The organism is Rhizobium sp. BK196 (genome assembly GCF_014193255.1).
Classification (GTDB): domain Bacteria; phylum Pseudomonadota; class Alphaproteobacteria; order Rhizobiales; family Rhizobiaceae; genus Rhizobium.
In genome coordinates this window covers 261025-277611 of the sequence record NZ_JACHZB010000008.1, presented here as the reverse complement: position 1 = coordinate 277611, position 16587 = coordinate 261025, and the positions used below count along the sequence as shown (strand labels likewise).

The 16587-nt window shown below is 60.6% G+C and carries 16 protein-coding genes; 7 read left to right on the top strand and 9 right to left on the bottom strand.

Annotated features, from left to right (window positions below):
- Positions 1–76: 76 nt before the first annotated feature.
- Positions 77–928 (bottom strand): IclR family transcriptional regulator, encoded by an 852-nt coding sequence (locus FHT78_RS24255; protein ID WP_183749119.1) that lies wholly within the window; start codon positions 926–928, stop codon positions 77–79.
- 102 nt (positions 929–1030) lie between these two features.
- On the opposite strand from FHT78_RS24255, the gene FHT78_RS24250 reads away from it, so the two are divergent.
- The 5 genes from FHT78_RS24250 to FHT78_RS24230 all read left to right on the top strand — a co-directional run bounded on the left by FHT78_RS24250 (position 1031) and on the right by FHT78_RS24230 (position 5119).
- The gene (locus tag FHT78_RS24250; RefSeq protein WP_183749118.1) at positions 1031–1801 is read left to right on the top strand and encodes an SDR family oxidoreductase; all 771 of its coding nucleotides are present in this window, start codon (positions 1031–1033) and stop codon (positions 1799–1801) included.
- A complete protein-coding gene (locus FHT78_RS24245; RefSeq protein ID WP_183749117.1) occupies positions 1801–2718 on the top strand; it encodes a 2-dehydro-3-deoxygalactonokinase in 918 nt (305 codons plus the stop codon). Before FHT78_RS24250 ends, FHT78_RS24245 begins: the two co-directional genes overlap by 1 nt.
- 32 nt (positions 2719–2750) lie before the next feature.
- Positions 2751–3383: a 2-dehydro-3-deoxy-6-phosphogalactonate aldolase gene (locus tag FHT78_RS24240; RefSeq protein ID WP_183749116.1), complete on the top strand. Its 633-nt coding sequence runs from the start codon at positions 2751–2753 to the stop codon at positions 3381–3383.
- Positions 3384–3387: 4 nt separating this feature from the next.
- Positions 3388–4275, top strand: a complete 888-nt coding sequence (locus tag FHT78_RS24235) for an SMP-30/gluconolactonase/LRE family protein (protein ID WP_183749115.1) — start codon at positions 3388–3390, stop codon at positions 4273–4275.
- 223 nt (positions 4276–4498) lie between these two features.
- On the top strand, positions 4499–5119 hold the full coding sequence (locus tag FHT78_RS24230) for a PRC-barrel domain-containing protein (protein WP_183749114.1): 621 nt from the start codon (positions 4499–4501) through the stop codon (positions 5117–5119).
- Positions 5120–5230: 111 nt separating this feature from the next.
- Here the strand turns inward: FHT78_RS24230 and FHT78_RS24225 are convergent, their stop codons facing one another.
- Together FHT78_RS24225 and FHT78_RS24220 are read right to left on the bottom strand one after the other, a co-directional pair.
- Complete coding sequence (locus FHT78_RS24225) at positions 5231–6598, bottom strand: EAL domain-containing protein (protein ID WP_183749113.1); 1368 nt, start codon at positions 6596–6598, stop codon at positions 5231–5233.
- Positions 6599–6718: 120 nt separating this feature from the next.
- Positions 6719–8437, bottom strand: coding sequence for a response regulator (locus FHT78_RS24220; RefSeq protein WP_183749112.1), 1719 nt, complete (start codon positions 8435–8437; stop codon positions 6719–6721).
- Positions 8438–8620: 183 nt separating this feature from the next.
- On the opposite strand from FHT78_RS24220, the gene mutL reads away from it, so the two are divergent.
- Both mutL and FHT78_RS24210 read left to right on the top strand, forming a co-directional pair.
- Positions 8621–10441 carry a DNA mismatch repair endonuclease MutL gene (gene mutL, locus FHT78_RS24215; protein ID WP_183749111.1) on the top strand — a complete coding sequence of 607 codons (1821 nt, stop codon included), beginning with the start codon at positions 8621–8623 and terminating at the stop codon, positions 10439–10441.
- 66 nt (positions 10442–10507) lie between these two features.
- Positions 10508–10735, top strand: coding sequence for a DUF2093 domain-containing protein (locus tag FHT78_RS24210; RefSeq protein WP_183749110.1), 228 nt, complete (start codon positions 10508–10510; stop codon positions 10733–10735).
- On the opposite strand, the gene lpxK is transcribed toward FHT78_RS24210, so the two are convergent.
- The 6 genes from lpxK to FHT78_RS24180 form a co-directional block, all read right to left on the bottom strand.
- Positions 10732–11775: a tetraacyldisaccharide 4'-kinase gene (gene lpxK / locus FHT78_RS24205; RefSeq protein ID WP_183749109.1), complete on the bottom strand. Its 1044-nt coding sequence runs from the start codon at positions 11773–11775 to the stop codon at positions 10732–10734. The genes FHT78_RS24210 and lpxK overlap by 4 nt on opposite strands.
- A gap of 104 nt (positions 11776–11879) precedes the next feature.
- Positions 11880–12602, bottom strand: a complete 723-nt coding sequence (locus FHT78_RS24200; protein WP_183749108.1) for an HAD family hydrolase — start codon at positions 12600–12602, stop codon at positions 11880–11882.
- 9 nt (positions 12603–12611) lie between these two features.
- Positions 12612–13931, bottom strand: a complete 1320-nt coding sequence (waaA, locus tag FHT78_RS24195; protein ID WP_183749107.1) for a lipid IV(A) 3-deoxy-D-manno-octulosonic acid transferase — start codon at positions 13929–13931, stop codon at positions 12612–12614.
- 168 nt (positions 13932–14099) lie between these two features.
- The gene (locus FHT78_RS24190) at positions 14100–14348 is read right to left on the bottom strand and encodes a DUF4170 domain-containing protein (protein WP_183749106.1); all 249 of its coding nucleotides are present in this window, start codon (positions 14346–14348) and stop codon (positions 14100–14102) included.
- Positions 14349–14409: 61 nt separating this feature from the next.
- A complete protein-coding gene (locus FHT78_RS24185) occupies positions 14410–15216 on the bottom strand; it encodes a 3'(2'),5'-bisphosphate nucleotidase CysQ (protein ID WP_183749105.1) in 807 nt (268 codons plus the stop codon).
- Between the two features lie 15 nt (positions 15217–15231).
- Entirely contained in the window at positions 15232–16581 is a 1350-nt protein-coding gene (locus FHT78_RS24180) for a TldD/PmbA family protein (protein ID WP_183749104.1), read from the bottom strand.
- Positions 16582–16587: the final 6 nt, after the last annotated feature.

The following is a 16587-nucleotide window of genomic DNA, read 5'->3' as shown; positions in this document are numbered from 1 at the left end:
GTCAAATCTCAATAATGCACTCATTATAAGCATGCTATGTATACCACGTCCAGCGGTTGAGACGGTCAAATCGGCTTCAACGCCTTGGCCCGAGACGGACGCGCATTTCGTCCATGATTTTCCGGGCCGTCACCTGGACAGGAATGGTCCATTCCTGAAGAAGTTCCATCGACAGCCGGTAAGCGGGACCGGTGACGGAGACCCCGCCGATGAAGGAACGATCGTCCGACCAGATGGGGGCGGCGACACAGCAAATACCAGCCTCGTGCTCCTCGCGATCGAAAGCATGGCCGGCCGTGGCAATCTCGCCAATCTCCGCCAGCAGGCTTTCTGCTTTCACATGCGTCGCTGGGGTGAAGCGGTTGAAATGCAGGGCGGAGAGCAGCTCATTGAGTTTAACGGGCGACAGCACCGAGAGTGCGGCCTTGCCGACACCGGTGCAATAGCAGGGTGAGGCATTGCCGATCTGTGAATACATGCGCACCGGCTGGTGTCCTTCGACCTTGTCGAGATAAATGATGGAGGAGCCGCGCAGCACGCCGAGATGGACGGTCTCACCCGTCTCTCGATGAAGAGAGGCCAGATGCGGAGCGGCAATCAGGCGGAATTCGTTGCGCGCCCAACTTCTCGAGGCGAAATCGAGGAGCCGGAGGCCTGGCGCGTAACGGCCTTCGGCGTCAAGTTCGAGGAGTCCTTCCGCCACCAGATGGCCGAGCTGCCGGTGCAGGGTGCCGCGCGGCTGGTTGGCTAAAGCGAGAATATCGGTAAAGCGCAAGGGAACGTCGGCATGAGTGACGAGATCAAGCAGCATCACCAGCTTGCCGAGCGTGCCAGTATCACGCGATGTGCTAGTATCACGCGAAGCGCCGGTTTCACGCAACAGGCTCTCGTCATCCGCCTGCGCCATGCTGTCGCCGCTGGAGTTCATCGCCTTTCCCACTCTTGACACAAAAGGCAGGCTAATCGAATAATTCCATATAGTCAAATAAAGTTCCAAATAATGGAATAATCATATGCGGGAGGAAAGACGATGAGTGCTGTGACCGCACAATTCCCCGAATTCAGGGATCGCACGGTGCTGGTGACCGGCGGCGGTTCGGGCATCGGCGCTGCCCTCGTCGAGGGTTTCGCAAGGCAGGGTGCAAAGGTTTCCTTCCTCGACATCGCCGAGGCAGAAAGCCGGGAACTGGCAGGACGGCTTTCCGGAGAGACTGCGTATCCGGTCAGCTTCCACCACACGGACCTCCGCGATATCGACGCCATCAGGCGGACTGTGAGCGAGGTTGTCGAAAGGTCCGGGCCGATCCGGGTGCTCATCAACAATGCCGCCTGGGACGACCGGCACGAATTCGACGACGTGACCGAGGATTATTGGGACAACAATCAGGCAATCAACCTGCGCCATGTCTTCTTCACCTCGCAGGCGGTTGCCCCTTCGATGCGGTCAGCCGGCGGCGGAGCGATCATCAACATGTCGTCGATTGCTTTCAAGCTGAACATGGGCGTCTTTCCTGCCTATGCCGCCGCCAAGGCGGCAGTCGTCGGCCTGACAAAGAGCATGGCCGGAAGGCTTGGTCCCGAGAATATCCGCGTCAACTGCATTCTGCCGGGCATGGTGGTGACCGAGCGGCAGATGAAGCTATGGCTGACGGAGGAAAGCATTGCCCGCTCCGTGCAGGAGCAATGCCTGAAGACCCCATTGAAGCCGGACGCGATCGTCGGTCCGGCTCTGTTTCTTGCATCCGACTGCGCGGCCGGCATGACCGCGCAGTCCCTTATCGTCGATGGAGGCGTTCTCTAATGGCAAATCCCGCTTATGTCGCGGTGGACTGGGGCACCAGCAGCTTCCGGCTCTGGCTTATCGATGCCGGTGGCTCCGTTCTTGCCGAGCGCCGCAGCGGCGAAGGCATGACGACTGCCGCCAAAACCGGCTTTTCTCAGGTTCTTGCAGAACATCTTGCAGCCGTCGAAGCGCCTGATAACCTGCCTGTTATCGTCTGCGGCATGGCAGGCGCGCGGCAAGGCTGGGTGGAGGCGGGTTACATCGACGTGCCGGCTTCGCTTTCCTCGATTCTATCAGGCGCGGTTTCCGTGCCCGGAGAAAGCCGCGACGTGCGCATTCTGCCGGGCCTCGCGCAGCGCGATGCTGAGACGCCCGATGTCATGCGCGGTGAAGAAACGCAGCTTCTCGGGGCACTCGGGCCAGACAGCAGGGGATTGCAGGCCGTTTGCATGCCGGGTACGCATTCCAAATGGGTGCATGTCAGGGACGGCAAGGTCATCGGTTTCTCCACGTTCATGACCGGCGAACTTTTCGACGCCATCACCAAACACACGATCCTCATGCACGCCGTTGCCGGCGCCGAGGACCAGCCGACCGATGCAGCGGCCTTCGAAGCGGCGGTTGCAGCCGCCTTCAAGCGGCCAGCACTTGCGTCGAACATGATTTTCACCGCCCGCTCCGGGCAGCTTCTGCACGGTATTTCGGCTGCCGCTGCTCAAGCCAAGCTCTCCGGCACTCTGATCGGCCTTGAAATTGCCGGCGCGCTGCAGGATGCCGGAAACGATACGGCCATTACCCTCGTCGCTTCCGGACGCCTGCAGGCGCTTTACGAGCAGGCTTTCCGCACGCTCTCCCTTTCCTTCACCGCCATCGATGCCGATGCCGCCGTCCGCGGTGGGCTTTCGGCTGCTGCCCAAGCCATCTGGCCAAGTTGAGCCATCTGGCCGAACTGAGAAAGATATTTCCCATGAACCGTGTCCCCTTCCCCGATATGAAGCGTCCGCTGATTGCCATCCTGCGCGGCATCAAGCCCGAGGAAACCGAAGCCGTGGTCGGCGCGCTGATCGAAAATGGCCTGACGGCGATTGAGATCCCGCTCAACTCGCCGGAGCCCTTCAAGTCGATAGAGATCGCCGCCAAGATGGCGCCCGCAAATGTGTTGATCGGAGCCGGCACGGTACTGACCACGGAAGCCGTCGACAGCCTGTATGCGGCTGGCGGCAAGCTCTTGGTGACACCGAATGTCGAGGCCGAGGTCATCATCCGCGCCCGCGACTACGGCATGGTGACCATGCCCGGGGTCTTTACGCCTACTGAAGCGCTGCAGGCAGCGCGCGCGGGTGCGACCGGCCTCAAGTTCTTCCCCGCGAGCGTTCTGGGGCCGTCAGGCATCACCGCAATCCGCGCTGTCCTGCCGCAGGAATTGGTGATTGCGGCCGTCGGCGGCGTGTCGGACAAGAACTTTTCCGATTATACCAGAGCGGGCATTTTGGCCTTCGGTCTCGGCACCAGCATTTACAAGCCGGGAATGACCGCCGCAGAGGTTGCCGAGCGCGCCAAGGCAACCATCTTAGCCTATGATGCAGCCATAGGAGCATAGGCATATGACTGATATTTATGAATTCGAGGGCAAAACACTTTGCAACACCAATTCGGTTCTGGGTGAGGGCCCCACTTACGATCCCGTTTCCAATTCGGTCTGGTGGTTCAACATTCTCGGCAAGGAACTTCACGAGCTCAATCTTTCGACGGACGAAAAGAAAGTGCATCCGTTGCCTGTCATGGCGAGCGTGCTTGCCAGGATAGATTCCAGCCGGCAGTTGCTGGCGACCGAAGAAGGGCTTTTCGTGCGTGACATCGCGAGCGGCAGCCTGACCTTTTATGCAGCGCTGGAAAACGACAAGCCGGAGAACCGCTCCAACGACGGGCGCACGCATCCCTCGGGCGCGTTGTGGATCAGCACCATGAGCAAGCGCGCCGAACAGCAGGCGGGCGCGATCTACCACGTGGCTGCCGGCAAGGTGACGAAAATCTTCGGCGGCATCAGCATTCCGAACTCCATCTGCTTTTCGCCCGACGGCACGATCGGCTATTTCACCGATACCCGCATCAGCCGCCTGATGCGGGTCATGGTCGATCCGCAGACCGGCCTTCCCTCGGGCGAACCAATCGTGATGGTCGACAGCATGGACGAACCCGGCGGGCTGGACGGTTCGGTCTGCGATGCCGATGGTTATATCTGGAATGCCCGCTGGGGCGCCGGGGTCGTCGACCGCTACAGCCCGGACGGCCTGCGCATCGCCCGCTACAAGGTGCCGGCCGCACAGCCTTCCTGCCCGGCCTTTATTGGAGCCAATGCCGACCGGCTGGTGGTGACGACGGCCTGGGAAGGGCTGGACGAGGATGCCCGCTCCGCTCAGCCGAGCGCAGGCGCGCTGCTTGAACTCGGCATCACCGTAAAGGGTGTTTTCGATCCTGCCTATGTGATCTGAGCGTCGAAACCCGCATGTACAAAGGCGCTCCGTTGCAGGGCGCCTTTTTGCATTTCGGGTCGCTTTTCGATCAAGGTTCCGTGAAAACCGTAAAATTTTCCGTGTCTTCGTCCGGAACCAATAAGCAAATCGGCCATTTCATTCTTGAACCGGCACGACAGGAATGCCTGAAAATAGGCGCTGCCAGGCCAGGGATCACTCAAGGAACGAAGGTAGGTACGAAATGACACGCAAACTCCTGACGACTGTTGCCGCTGGCGCACTGTTTGCCACGGCTTTCGCACCGACGGCATTTTCGCAGACAGCTCAGCAACCTGCGAATCCTGCTGCCCCCACCCAGTCTGCACCCGCCGATCCTGCATCCCCCGCACCGGTCAAGCCGATGGCTCCTGCAGGTGATGCCGCACAGGCTCCTGCACCGGCACCGACCACCGATACGGCTCAGGCAGCTAGCGATAGCTATCTTACACAGCAGGCCCCGGACCAGATCAGCGCTAACACCTATATCGGCCAGTCGGTCTATAACGGCAACAATGAGAGCATCGGCGAAGTCAACGACCTCATCATGAAGAAGGATGGCGGTCTCGTAGCGGCTATCATTGGTGTCGGCGGCTTCCTAGGCATTGGCGAAAAGAACGTCGCCGTTCCGATGCAGAAGATCACCGTCGCCCAGAACACGCAGGACGGCACCGTCAAGCTCACGACCACGGAAACCGCGGAATCGCTGAAGGCTGCTCCGGAATTCAAGACGCTGGCTATGCAGTCGGCTGAAAGGGCTCCAGCAGCAACCGGTACGGCTTTGCCGACGGACAATACGGCGACAGGCTCGACGACCAACAAGTAATCCGTACGGAGAGTAGAGCGTCGGCGATGGCGTCCCATGGGGCGCCATCGCTTTTTGCCTTGTTGCGCAAGTCGTAATCGCGAAATCGCTGCACAGTTTGAGCTGCATGCATTATGCGCTGGCGCGTTCCGCTGCGCTTGTATCGCAGTAATAGTTCTCGTGCAGGAAGCGCAGCGTGGCGATGCCATCGGCCGGCCGACCGAAGTGATAGCCCTGCCCCATGCCGCAGCCAAGCATGCGCAATTTGACCGCTTCCGAATAATCTTCAATGCCTTCGGCCACGACCTCCAGTTCGAGGCCTTCGCACATGGCAAGGATCGCCTTGATGATGTGTTCGGAGGCGCGGTCGGAATTAATGCGTGAGACGAAGGCACGGTCGATCTTGATCTTGTCGAAGATGAAATCGCGCAGGCGCCCGAGGCTCGACTGGCCGGTGCCGAAATCATCCAACGAGATGCGCACCCCCGCCGCTCGCAGATCGGCCAGGATCCGGTGCGCCGTTTCGGCGGAACTCATGACAGCCGTCTCGGTGATCTCAAGCTCAAGCCGATGCGGGTCGAAGCCGACGCGGCCAAGGATCGAAAGGATGGAATTGCTCGTACCCGGATCCATGAGTTGGGCCGAAGACAGGTTGAAGGACAAGAAGAGTTCGCGCGGCCAGGAGAGCGCCGCTTCCGCAGCCTTGCGCAGCAACGCCTCCGACAGCGCATCGATAAAGCCGCGCTCTTCGGCAAGCGGCACGAAGACGCCGGGCGAGACGAAGCCGAGATCGGGATCGCTCCAGCGGGCAAGTGCTTCGAAGCCCACTACCTGATTATTGGCGAGCGAGACGATCGGCTGGAAATGCACGTCGATCGCGTCGGAAATGATGGCGTTTCGAAGCGCCTGTTCGAGCTGGGTCGCCCGTTTCATCTCCTGCGCGATCTCGCGCGAATAGACGGTGATCTGCCCGCGGCCGCGGCGCTTGGAACGATAGAGCGCGGTTTCGGCGCTCTTCAAAAGCTCGTCGCAGTCCTCGCCGGCAAAGGGATGGATCGCAAAGCCGAACGAGGCGGAGAGACGCACGTTGCGGTCGCCGAGATCGTACGGAGCCGACAGGACCTCACGGATCATCTGGCCGAACTTCTCGGCGCTGGCGCGCTCGAATATCAGCGGCAGGACTAAAGCAAACTCGTCGCCGTCATGACGGGTCACCAATGCACCATCTGGAATGCAGGCTTTCAGGCGATGGGCGACCTGACACAGGATTTCATCACCGGCAGCGGAGCCGAAAAGATCGTTGATGGGTTTGAAACTGTCGAGATTGGCGATACCGATGGTGAAGGGCGCCGGGTCGCTGGCCCGCTCGGCTGAAATCTGCATCACCTTGTCGCGCAGACGATTGCGGTTTCCCAATCCGGTCAGCGGATCGGTATAGGCCATCGCCTGGAGCTCGTTCTGACTCACAGTCATGAATGGTATTTCCGGCGAAACCATCACTCCAAACCCAAGATTTTTCCTCCGCACCGGCGAAGAATGACGGCCAAATCTTAACAATTCGATAGTAAATCGAGGGGACTACAACCTGAAGCACTCCCAAGATCTGGGGGGCACCGTCCTTTATAGAGATTGAGCCTTCATCGGCTCATCCACCAGGTGCTTCTGAAATGTCGTTTCCAGCATGTCTGGGCTGACCGGCTTCATGACGACATCATCCATGCCGGCCTTGGCGCATTCCGCACGATCGCGCTCGAAAGCCTGTGTCAGTACGCCGATGATCGGGGTCCGGGCACCCTGTCCCTCTTCCATCTGGCGAATGAGGCGTGAGGCTTCAAAGCCGTTGAAAACCGGAAGCGAAATATCCATCAATACAATCTGCGGCCGATGTTCGGCCCAGAGACGAACGACCTCTTCACCAGTCGCTGCGATCCGATGGCGGTAACCGAGACCTTCGAGGATCTGTGTGAAGACGATCTGGTTGATTTCGTTGTCCTCGGCAACGAGAACCTGAAGGCTTGCAGTTTCTTCAGTTGTGGTAATTTCCCAGTCGCCTTCGGTGCCGCCGCCGCATCCGCTGCGGTTGAAGTGGCGGGCGATCTGGAAGGTCAACTCATTGGCAATCTGGAAGCCATCCATGACGAGGGCAGGGATACCATATTGTTCGGCGAGTTCCAGGCAGCGCATGCCCATCTGATTATCGATGATCAGAAGATCGAGCGAGATGCCGGAGGAACTGGCAATCTCGAGGAAACGTTCCTCCTCATCCTCGCCGCGGACCGAGCAGGATTCGAAGCCGTATTTGGCAAGCGTGCGCAACGCGGCAGTTTCGGCGGCGAGATCCGAAGTGACGACGACAATCTTTCGGCCGGAGAAATTTTCCGGAACGATCGCCTCCATCGCCGCCGGCTCGCGACGCTGCGATGCGTTCGGCACCGGCACATAGGCGCGGCGGTAGGTCTGGTTGCTGGAAGTGGTGATCTCAGAGGCCTGGCTGAACTCGTCGAGATCGCCTCCGTCGCGCGGCAGGTCCTGCATGGTGGAGACGAGGAAATAGCGCCCCGGTTTGCCGATCCTGTGCTTGCGGCTGACGATGTCGCGTTCGGTGCCATCGCGGGCGATCTGGCGCTGGCGGGAGACCGACATTTCACCGGTTTCAAGCACGTGGCGATCGCTTTCCTCGAAGCGCTTGGCAATGTCGGGCGAAAACAGATCACCACTCTTGCGGCCGAGAACCTCGTCCGCCGTCGTCTGGTACTTCTCGCAGAAGGCCTTGTTGACGGCGACATAGGCAAGGTTGCGATCCTTGACGAAGAGCGGGAACGGCAGATGGTCGAGAATATCCTCGGTGAGTTGTACGCGCTCCAGATCATAGCGCCACTGTTCCTCGCGCTTACGCGCCTCGGAAATATCCGAGATGACGGTCACGCCATAGCCGTTCGGCAGGCGGCGCTTCAAAAAGCGAACCCAGCGGTCGGAGCCGTGGCGCTCGAAGGATTCGAAACGTTCACGCCAGTGGGAGGCGATGCGCTGGGACAACCAATCCTCGCGGCTGAGCGAACCCGGCTGGCGCCCGAGAGTCTTCTCGCGAATGCCGGTATCGTAGATCGCACCCAGGAAGTCGCGAAGCCGGGCGCCCGGCCGAAGCACAGCCTCAGGTAGCGGAAAGAATTCTATGACCTGGCGGCTGGCAAAGATAAGAAGATCGTTGCGGTCATAGATGACGAACGCGGCAGAAAGACTGTCGCACACAGCGTCGAAAAGCGCCGTCTGAAGGTCGGCCTCAGGCGGCGGTGCGTCACTCACAGATGATGTGTCCGCCTTTTCGAAGCCGGCACTCATTCCTTCACATCCCACATCTGTCCGATTTTCGCGGTTCCGGAGGTATATGAATAAAATGCCGTTTTTGTCTTAAGAGCCGCTTAACAGTAATGCCCCCCAAATTTGGGGGACAAGCCTCGACATCTGTTTCAAGCCCGACGAAAAGCCTTTCCTCATGGCCGCGAATCCCCCAAAAATAGGCGCATGGCCATCAGACAGCTCTCGGAAACGCTCATCAACCAGATCGCCGCCGGCGAAGTCATCGAACGACCGGCGAGTACTGCAAAAGAGCTGATCGAAAACGCGCTCGACGCGGGCGCGACCCGTATCGAAATCGCAACCGCCGGCGGCGGCAAAGCGCTGCTACGCGTCAGCGACAACGGGTCCGGCATGGATGCCGCCGATCTTGAACTTGCAGTCAAGCGCCACTGCACCTCGAAGATATCGGAGACGCTTGACGATATCCGCACGCTCGGCTTCCGGGGCGAAGCATTGCCATCGATCGGTTCGGTGGCGCGGCTCAGCATCGCAAGCCGCAGGCGTGACAGCGCAGCAGGCAACGAGATCTCTGTTGCCGGCGGCAAGATCGTGCATCTGCGCCCTGCAGCCGCGAATCCGGGAACGATCGTCGAGGTGCGCGACCTATTCTTCGCGACGCCGGCACGGCTGAAATTCCTGAAGACGGAGAAGGCGGAAGCGGCTGCAATCACCGAGATCGTCAAGCGTATGGCGATTGCCTTTCCGGGCGTGCGTTTCGTGCTGTCCGGCCCTGATCGCTCGACGCTGGAATTTCCGGCAACCGGCGAGGATCATCTGGCGCGCATGGCGCAGGTGCTCGGCAAGGAATTTCGCGACAATGCCATCGCCCTGGACGCCGAACGTGAAGAGGTGCAACTGACCGGTTTTGCCGGCGTGCCGACCTTCAACCGGGGCAATTCGGCTCATCAATATGCCTTCGTCAACGGCCGTCCCGTACAGGACAAACTCATCCTCTCGGCGATCCGCGGCGCCTATGCCGAAACGATTCCCTCCGGCCGTTATCCCGTCGCTGTCCTGTCCATCACGCTCGATCCTGCGCTCGTTGATGTCAACGTACATCCGGCGAAATCCGACGTCCGCTTCCGCGATCCGGGACTGGTTAGGGGGCTGATTGTCGGCGCAATCCGAGAAGCTCTCGCGCGTGATGGCAGCCGGGCGGCAACGACTGGCGCAAGCGACATGCTGCGCGCTTTCCGCCCTGGCTTTCAGGCGACACCACAGCGGCCGCAGGCACCATGGTCGGCGGCAACTTCTCCCTCCCGGCCGTACCAGTCGACGGCCGGTTTCGATGAAAGACCGCAAGCCTCCTTCGACGGGCTCGTCCATCCGACGGCGCGCTCGGAGCAGGTTTTCGAACCTGCACCCGAAGCGCAGGCCACGGCCACTTTAGCCGAACCGGTGGCGCGCTATCCGCTCGGGGCCGCGAGGGCGCAGATCCATGAAAACTACATCATCGCGCAGACAGACAACGGCATTGTCATCGTCGATCAGCACGCCGCTCATGAGCGGCTGGTCTTCGAGGCGATGCGCAAGGCGTTGCATTCCAAGCGGCTGGCCTCACAGGTGCTGCTGATCCCCGAGATCGTCGACATTCCCGAAGAGGATTGCGACCGTCTGATGGTGCATGCGGCCGAGTTTTCCGAACTCGGTCTTGCGATCGAACGTTTCGGGCCGGGCGCCATTGCTGTGCGCGAAACGCCGGCCTTGCTCGGCGAGGTCGACGCGCAAGGCCTCGTCCGCCAGCTTGCCGACGAGATCGCCGAATGGGACACAGCCTCCGGCCTTTCGGCCAAGCTCGAATATGTGGCAGCAACCATGGCCTGCCATGGTTCGGTGCGATCAGGACGACGGCTGCGGCCGGAAGAAATGAATGCGCTTTTGCGTCAAATGGAAGTGACCCCGGGCTCCGGCCAATGCAATCATGGACGTCCGACCTATATCGAACTGAAGCTTGCCGATATCGAGCGTCTGTTCGGCCGGAGCTGAAAAAGCTGGCAAAACAACTTGCCGGGGAGTATGGCAGACGGATGACAGACCGCGGGGATGGAACGCATGAATTTGTTCGAAGGACACGGAAACCGCGAGGCGAAGATCCGCTATCTCGACGGCGATTTCCAAATTCTGTCGCCCGGCTCCTATGTCGTCTGCGCAATGACGGGCAAACAGGTCCCGCTCGATGAGCTTCGCTACTGGAGCGTAGCGCGGCAGGAACCCTATGCCGATGTCGCTTCGGCACTCGAAGCCGACCGGCGCGCCGGCGTTCTGCCGAGCCAGCGTTAAGGTTTCTTTTTCGCTTCCCTGAGCCGACGCTCACGGCAGGCATCGAAGGCTCGATCGATGATGAGCCTGGGTGCAAGCGGATCAGTGAATGCCATCTCCACCTCGACGACACGGCAGCGGACCGCAAGCTTCTCCGCCTTGCCGTGATGGCCGGCGAGACGTACGAAATCCTTCGACGTCGTGACGATCGTCAGGTTCTGCTGGTCTGCAGCCGCGAGAAGACCGTCGATCTCTTCCTCGCTTAAATGCTCGTGATCGCCAAAAGCCGTCGCCACCTCGATGTTCGCTCCAAGCGAACGAACCGTGCGGAAGAATTTTTCCGGATCGGCAATACCGGCAAAGGCGAGTACTTTGAGGCCGTCGAAAGAATTCTCGCCGGACACTTTCAGGGCGGCAGTAAAATAAGGCTTGGCAGCGCGCGCCGCGATGCGGACGATACGGTCAGCCGCATTGCCATCTCCGACCTTCAGAAGCGCGGTCGCCTGGCGCAACTGCAGTCTGACCGGCGCGCGCACCGGGCCACCCGGGACAATATGACCGTTGCCGAGACCGCGCGTCGCATCAATCACCAGAAGCGCGTAGTCGATGGCGAGCCGCGCACTCTGGAAACCATCGTCCATGATGATGACATCGGCACCTTCTTCGACGAGCCTCACTGCACCATCGACACGCTTGCGGGAGATCACTGTCAGGGCTTCCTGCGCCAGCAACAGCGGCTCGTCGCCCACGGCGACTGCGCGGTGATGGGCGGGATCGACGACGGTGGTGACATCCAGCGAGCCGCCGTGACCGCGGCTTAAGAAACCTGGCTTCAGACCCTTGGCTTTGGCTGCACGGGCAATCGCAATTGCCGTCGGCGTCTTGCCCGCACCCCCCACTGTGAAATTACCGACGCAGATGACGGGGATCGGAACCGAGGCGCGGCGCGCATGGACCATGCGATAGCCCGCCACACGACCATAAAGGAAAGAAAGGGGCGACAGAGCCCATGCCTGCCAACCTGCCCGCCTCCACCAGAACGGCGGCGCTTCGGATATCATGATGCCGTCCCGTTTCCCTTGCCCTCACCCCCAGGCGAGGTCCCACAAAATCGACCGGGGCGGATTGAGAAGCCAAAACGCGTGAAAATGCAAGTCCTTGCGCGTTAGGCCAGTTGCAAATCCGGCAGCAGCGCTTCGATGTGGGTGATGTCATCGAAAACATGATCGGCGGAGGCGGAGAGCGATTCACGCGAGCCGGTGCCGGTCAGAACTGCGATCGTCAGGCCGGTTTTTGCATTCCTGCCCATATGGAGATCGTGATTGTTGTCGCCGACCATGGCGATCTCTTCCGGCTGCAGGCCCGTCGCAGCACAGAAGCCGAGCACCATGCCGGGTTCAGGCTTGCTGCCGAAGCCGCTATCATAACCGGCGATGTAGTCGACATAGCCGGAAATGCCAAAGCGCTGGGCCGTTTGGCGGATCGAGCGCTCATTGTCGCTGGAGGCGATGCCGAGCTTGAATCCGCGCTTGTGCAGGCGCCCGAAGAAGGCCGCGAGATCGGTTACCGGCACCGAAAATTCGGCGGCGTTGGCAAAGAGATTGTCAAGCTTGATCGTCAGCTCGATTGCATCGAGTTTCGAGCCGGCGGCAACGAGGCCCTGGGCGATCTGGTGAGTATTGCCGGCAGCAAGCAGGCTGTCGGGAACGATATGGCCCGTAACGGGGTCCATGCCGCATGCGGCAAGCAGATGATCGGCAAGTGCTGCGTCGCCTTCGGCGGCGATCCGGGCAAGCTCTCGGTTTACCGGCAGCCAGCTTTCATCATAATCGAGCAGCGTACCGTCTTTGTCGAAGAGGATGCCCCTGATCTTCGCTTCTGCCGACATGACCGCTCCTCAGGCCTGCGCCACGGCCTTCGGCAGCAAACGCGCCTTCACCGTCAGCGGATTGATATAGGGTTCCAGCCCCTTCAACGTGGCGCTCAGCGCGCCGCGCATTTCATGCACGGTGGCGATGCCGGCCTGGATCATCTTGCCGCGCGCCTCGTCATTGGTCAGAAGATAATGCACGCCCTTCGCCAGCATCTCGGTGTCGCGCACCATGCGGGCGCTGCCGCTGCGGGCGAGTTTCTGATAGGCCTCGCGGAAATTCTGCACATTGCCGCCCGACAGGATGGCGCAGCCGAGCATGGCCGGCTCGAGCGGGTTCTGGCCGCCTTCGGCAAAGAGCGAGCGGCCGACGAAGGCCACTTCCGTCAGGCGCAGATAAAGGCCCATTTCGCCGATCGTATCACCCAGGAAGATATCGATATCGGGGGTCAGGACATCGTCCCGTGTACGGCGGGCGACTTTCAACCCCTGCTTGACGAGGACCGCCTCGATCTCGTCGGCGCGCTCGGGATGGCGCGGCACAATAATTGTCAGCTGTCTGTCGCGATCACGCAGCGCCCGATGGACGATGCCGGCGGCATTTTCCTCGCCGTCGAAAGTGGAGATCGCTGCCCATGTCTTGCGGTCGCCGATCTGCTTTTTGTATCGGGCGAAGACAGCGCCGTCGTAGGGCGGTGCGTCGGTATCGACCTTCAGGTTGCCTGACGTGATGACCGGCACGGCGCCGAGATCACGGAAACGCTCGGCATCCAAATCAGACTGGGCGATGACGAGCGCCAAGTTTTCGAAGAGCGCCTCGGCCAGCGACGGGCGCCGGCGCCAGCGGGCGAAAGAGCGGTCCGACATGCGGGCATTGACGAGGATCTGCGGAATGCGGCGATGGCCGAGTTCAAGCACCGTCGCGGGCCAGATCTCGGATTCGGCGATGATGGCGCAATCCGGCTGCCAGTAATCGAGGAAGCGGCCAACGGCGGGCTTCAGGTCGAGCGGCACATATTGATGGATCGCATCATTGCCGAGACGTTCAGCGGCAAGCCTCGCGGAGGTGATGGTGCCTGTCGTCAGTATGACATGGATGTCGCGGCGGCGAATTTCACGGATCAGGGGAATGACAGCGTTGGTTTCGCCGACACTTGCGGCATGAAACCAGACGAGGGGACCTTGCGGCCGATTGGCGCTCGCATAGCCAAAGCGCTCCAACCGGCGGGCACGATCTTCCTTGCCCTTGGCCGTGCGGTAGGTGATGTAGAGGCCGACGACCGGCGACGCCACAGTTCCCGCCAGACGGTACGCGTTCAGACCGATCCGCGCCATCCGGGAGCTCATTCGGCAGACCTCCGATCCATGCAGACCGACATCAATCCAATTCCCTAATTATCGTTGCGGCCGCCATGACCGATCAATTTGTTCAGAATGCGTCGAACGAGGGCGAGAACCGATGCGCGAAGGCCCCCCGCTGTGGACAGCGGAGGACAAGCCGATTTGCTGCGCGGGTCACTTGCTCCCGATCGTATCCTGCGGATCGAGCAAACGATGCATGTGGACGATGAAATAGCGCATATGCGCATTGTCGACCGTCTGCTGCGCCTTGGCTTTCCAGGCCGTCAGTGCCGTGGCATAGTCGGGGAAAATACCGACAATATCGAGATCCTTCAGATCACGAAACTGGATGCCATCGAGGTTTTCGAGTTCGCCACCGAAGACGAGGTGCAGGAGCTGCTTTTTACCGCCGGAGTCCGTCATTTTTATTCTCTTTCTGCCTATTCTCCTCCGGCCCCTCATCTGAGGGATTTTGACGGAAACGTCAACCATCTCTTAGCTGAGTGAACAAGTCCAGATATTCGCGGAGACGCGGAACCGGCGACGCGCAGAGCGCCTCGTGGCTGACTTTCTCTCTATTATAGGTTGTCGGATGCCCCGAAAGATCGACAAGACCGCCACCGGCGCGCTCGAGAATAAGATCGGCTGCCGCAATATCCCAGTCGTGGGCATTCCGTCCGACAAACGTCGTGTCCAGCCGGCCATCGGCTACCATGGCGATACGGTAGGCGAGTGAGGGGATATATTTGACACGCTCGCTGCGTTCGCGAACCTCCGCAGGCAGAAGCTTGAACAGTTCCTCGCTGACCGCAAGCTGGCTGAGATCGGCTTCGCCGCGCGTGGAGACGGAAATCGGCTCGCCGTTTTTCAGCGCGGAGCCGCCTTCGACCGCTTCGTAGAGTTCATCGAGCGCCGGTGCATAAAGTACGCCGGCAACCGGGCGGCCACGATGGACGATGCCGACACTGACGCACCAGAGATCCTTGCCGGCCAAGAATGCCCGTGTGCCATCGATCGGATCGACGATGAACAGCGTCTCGTGTTCCAGGCGACCGGCATCGTCGTCGGTCTCTTCGGACAGCCAGCCGTAGTTCGGTCGTGCCCTGCGCAGGATGGTTTCAAGCTTTTCATTGGCGGCGAAATCGGCGGCACTGACAGGCGAGCGCTCCTCGTTCTTCCACCAGACTTCCGGCGAGTTGTTGAAGAAACCAAGTGCGACGGCGCCCGCCTGTTTCGCAGCATCGGCGATCAGCGCGAGATCGCTCTGCCAGCGCTTGTCCGTGTCGCTCATCGCGTCATCCGTTCGTCAGCGGCCGGCAAGTGTCATACCTTCAATGGCGAAGGTCGGAGCCGCCACACCGAATTTGCGGTCTATGTCGTTGGCGAGCGTCAGCCGCATGAACATGTCCTTGAGGTTCGAGGCGATCGTCACCTCAGACACTGGGAAGGTCAGTTCGCCGTTTTCGATCCAGAAACCAGTCGCGCCTCGGCTGTATTCGCCTGTTATCATGTTGACCCCCTGGCCGATCAACTCGGTCACGTAGAAGCCGTTGCCGACGCTGCGGATCAGCTCTTCCGGCGAGATGTCGCCCGGCTCCAGCGCCAGGTTGGTCGAGGCGGGTGTGACCGAGGTGCCGCCGCGCACGCCTCGGCCATTGGTTTCCAGACCGCCGATCTCGTTTGCGGTGGAAGTCGACAGGAACCAGTGTTTGAGCACGCCATCCTCGATCATGACCAGCCGCTCGCCGGAGACGCCCTCACCATCGAAGGGACGGGAGGACGGGCCGCGCACGATCAGGGGATCGTCGGTGATTGACAGGCCCGTTTTCAGTACCTGCTGACCCATCTTGTCACGCAGGAAGCTCGTCTTGCGGGCAACCGACGCACCATTGATGGCACCGGCAATATGGCCGACAAAACCGCGAGCAACACGCGGATCGAATATGACGGTGATACCCTTGCCGGTCGGCACCTGACGGGGATTGACGCGCTTGATGGCGCGCTCGCCGGCCCGGCGGCCGATTTCGGCGGGATTGTCGAGCTCGGCATAGTAGAGACGGCTGTCGAAATCATAGTCGCGTTCCATGCCGGTGCCTTCGCCGGCAATGACGCTGACGGAGTTGCCGAAGCGCGACGCCATGTAGCTGCCTTCGAAACCATGCGAGGTGGCAAGCACCAACCCGCCCAGTCCGGCAGAGGCGCCCGCGCCTGAGGAATTGGTGACCCCTTTCACGGCAAGGGCTGCAGCTTCTGCAGCAAGGGCTGCTTCCCGCAGCTGGTCGGCGCTGACTTCGGTCGTATCGAGCAACTGCAGATCGGGATAGGTCTTTGCGAGCCTGTTCTCATCGGCGAGGCAGGCGAAGGGATCTTCCGGCGAGACCTTGGCCATGGCGACGGCGCGTTCAGCCAGCGCCGTGAGGTCAAAACCCGGATTGGCGGAAACGGTTGCCACCCGCTTGCCGACAAAGACACGGAGTGAAAAGTCGTCGCTCTCCGAGGACTCGGTGCCTTCGACCTTGCCCAGGCGAACGCTGACCGATTGAGAGCGCGAACGGACGACGACGGCATCGGCGGCATCGGCGCCTGCCTTTTTCGCCAGATCGATCAGTTGACTTGCACGGGAAAGAAGTGTCGAGGAATCGATTTCAGAGGACATGATTTG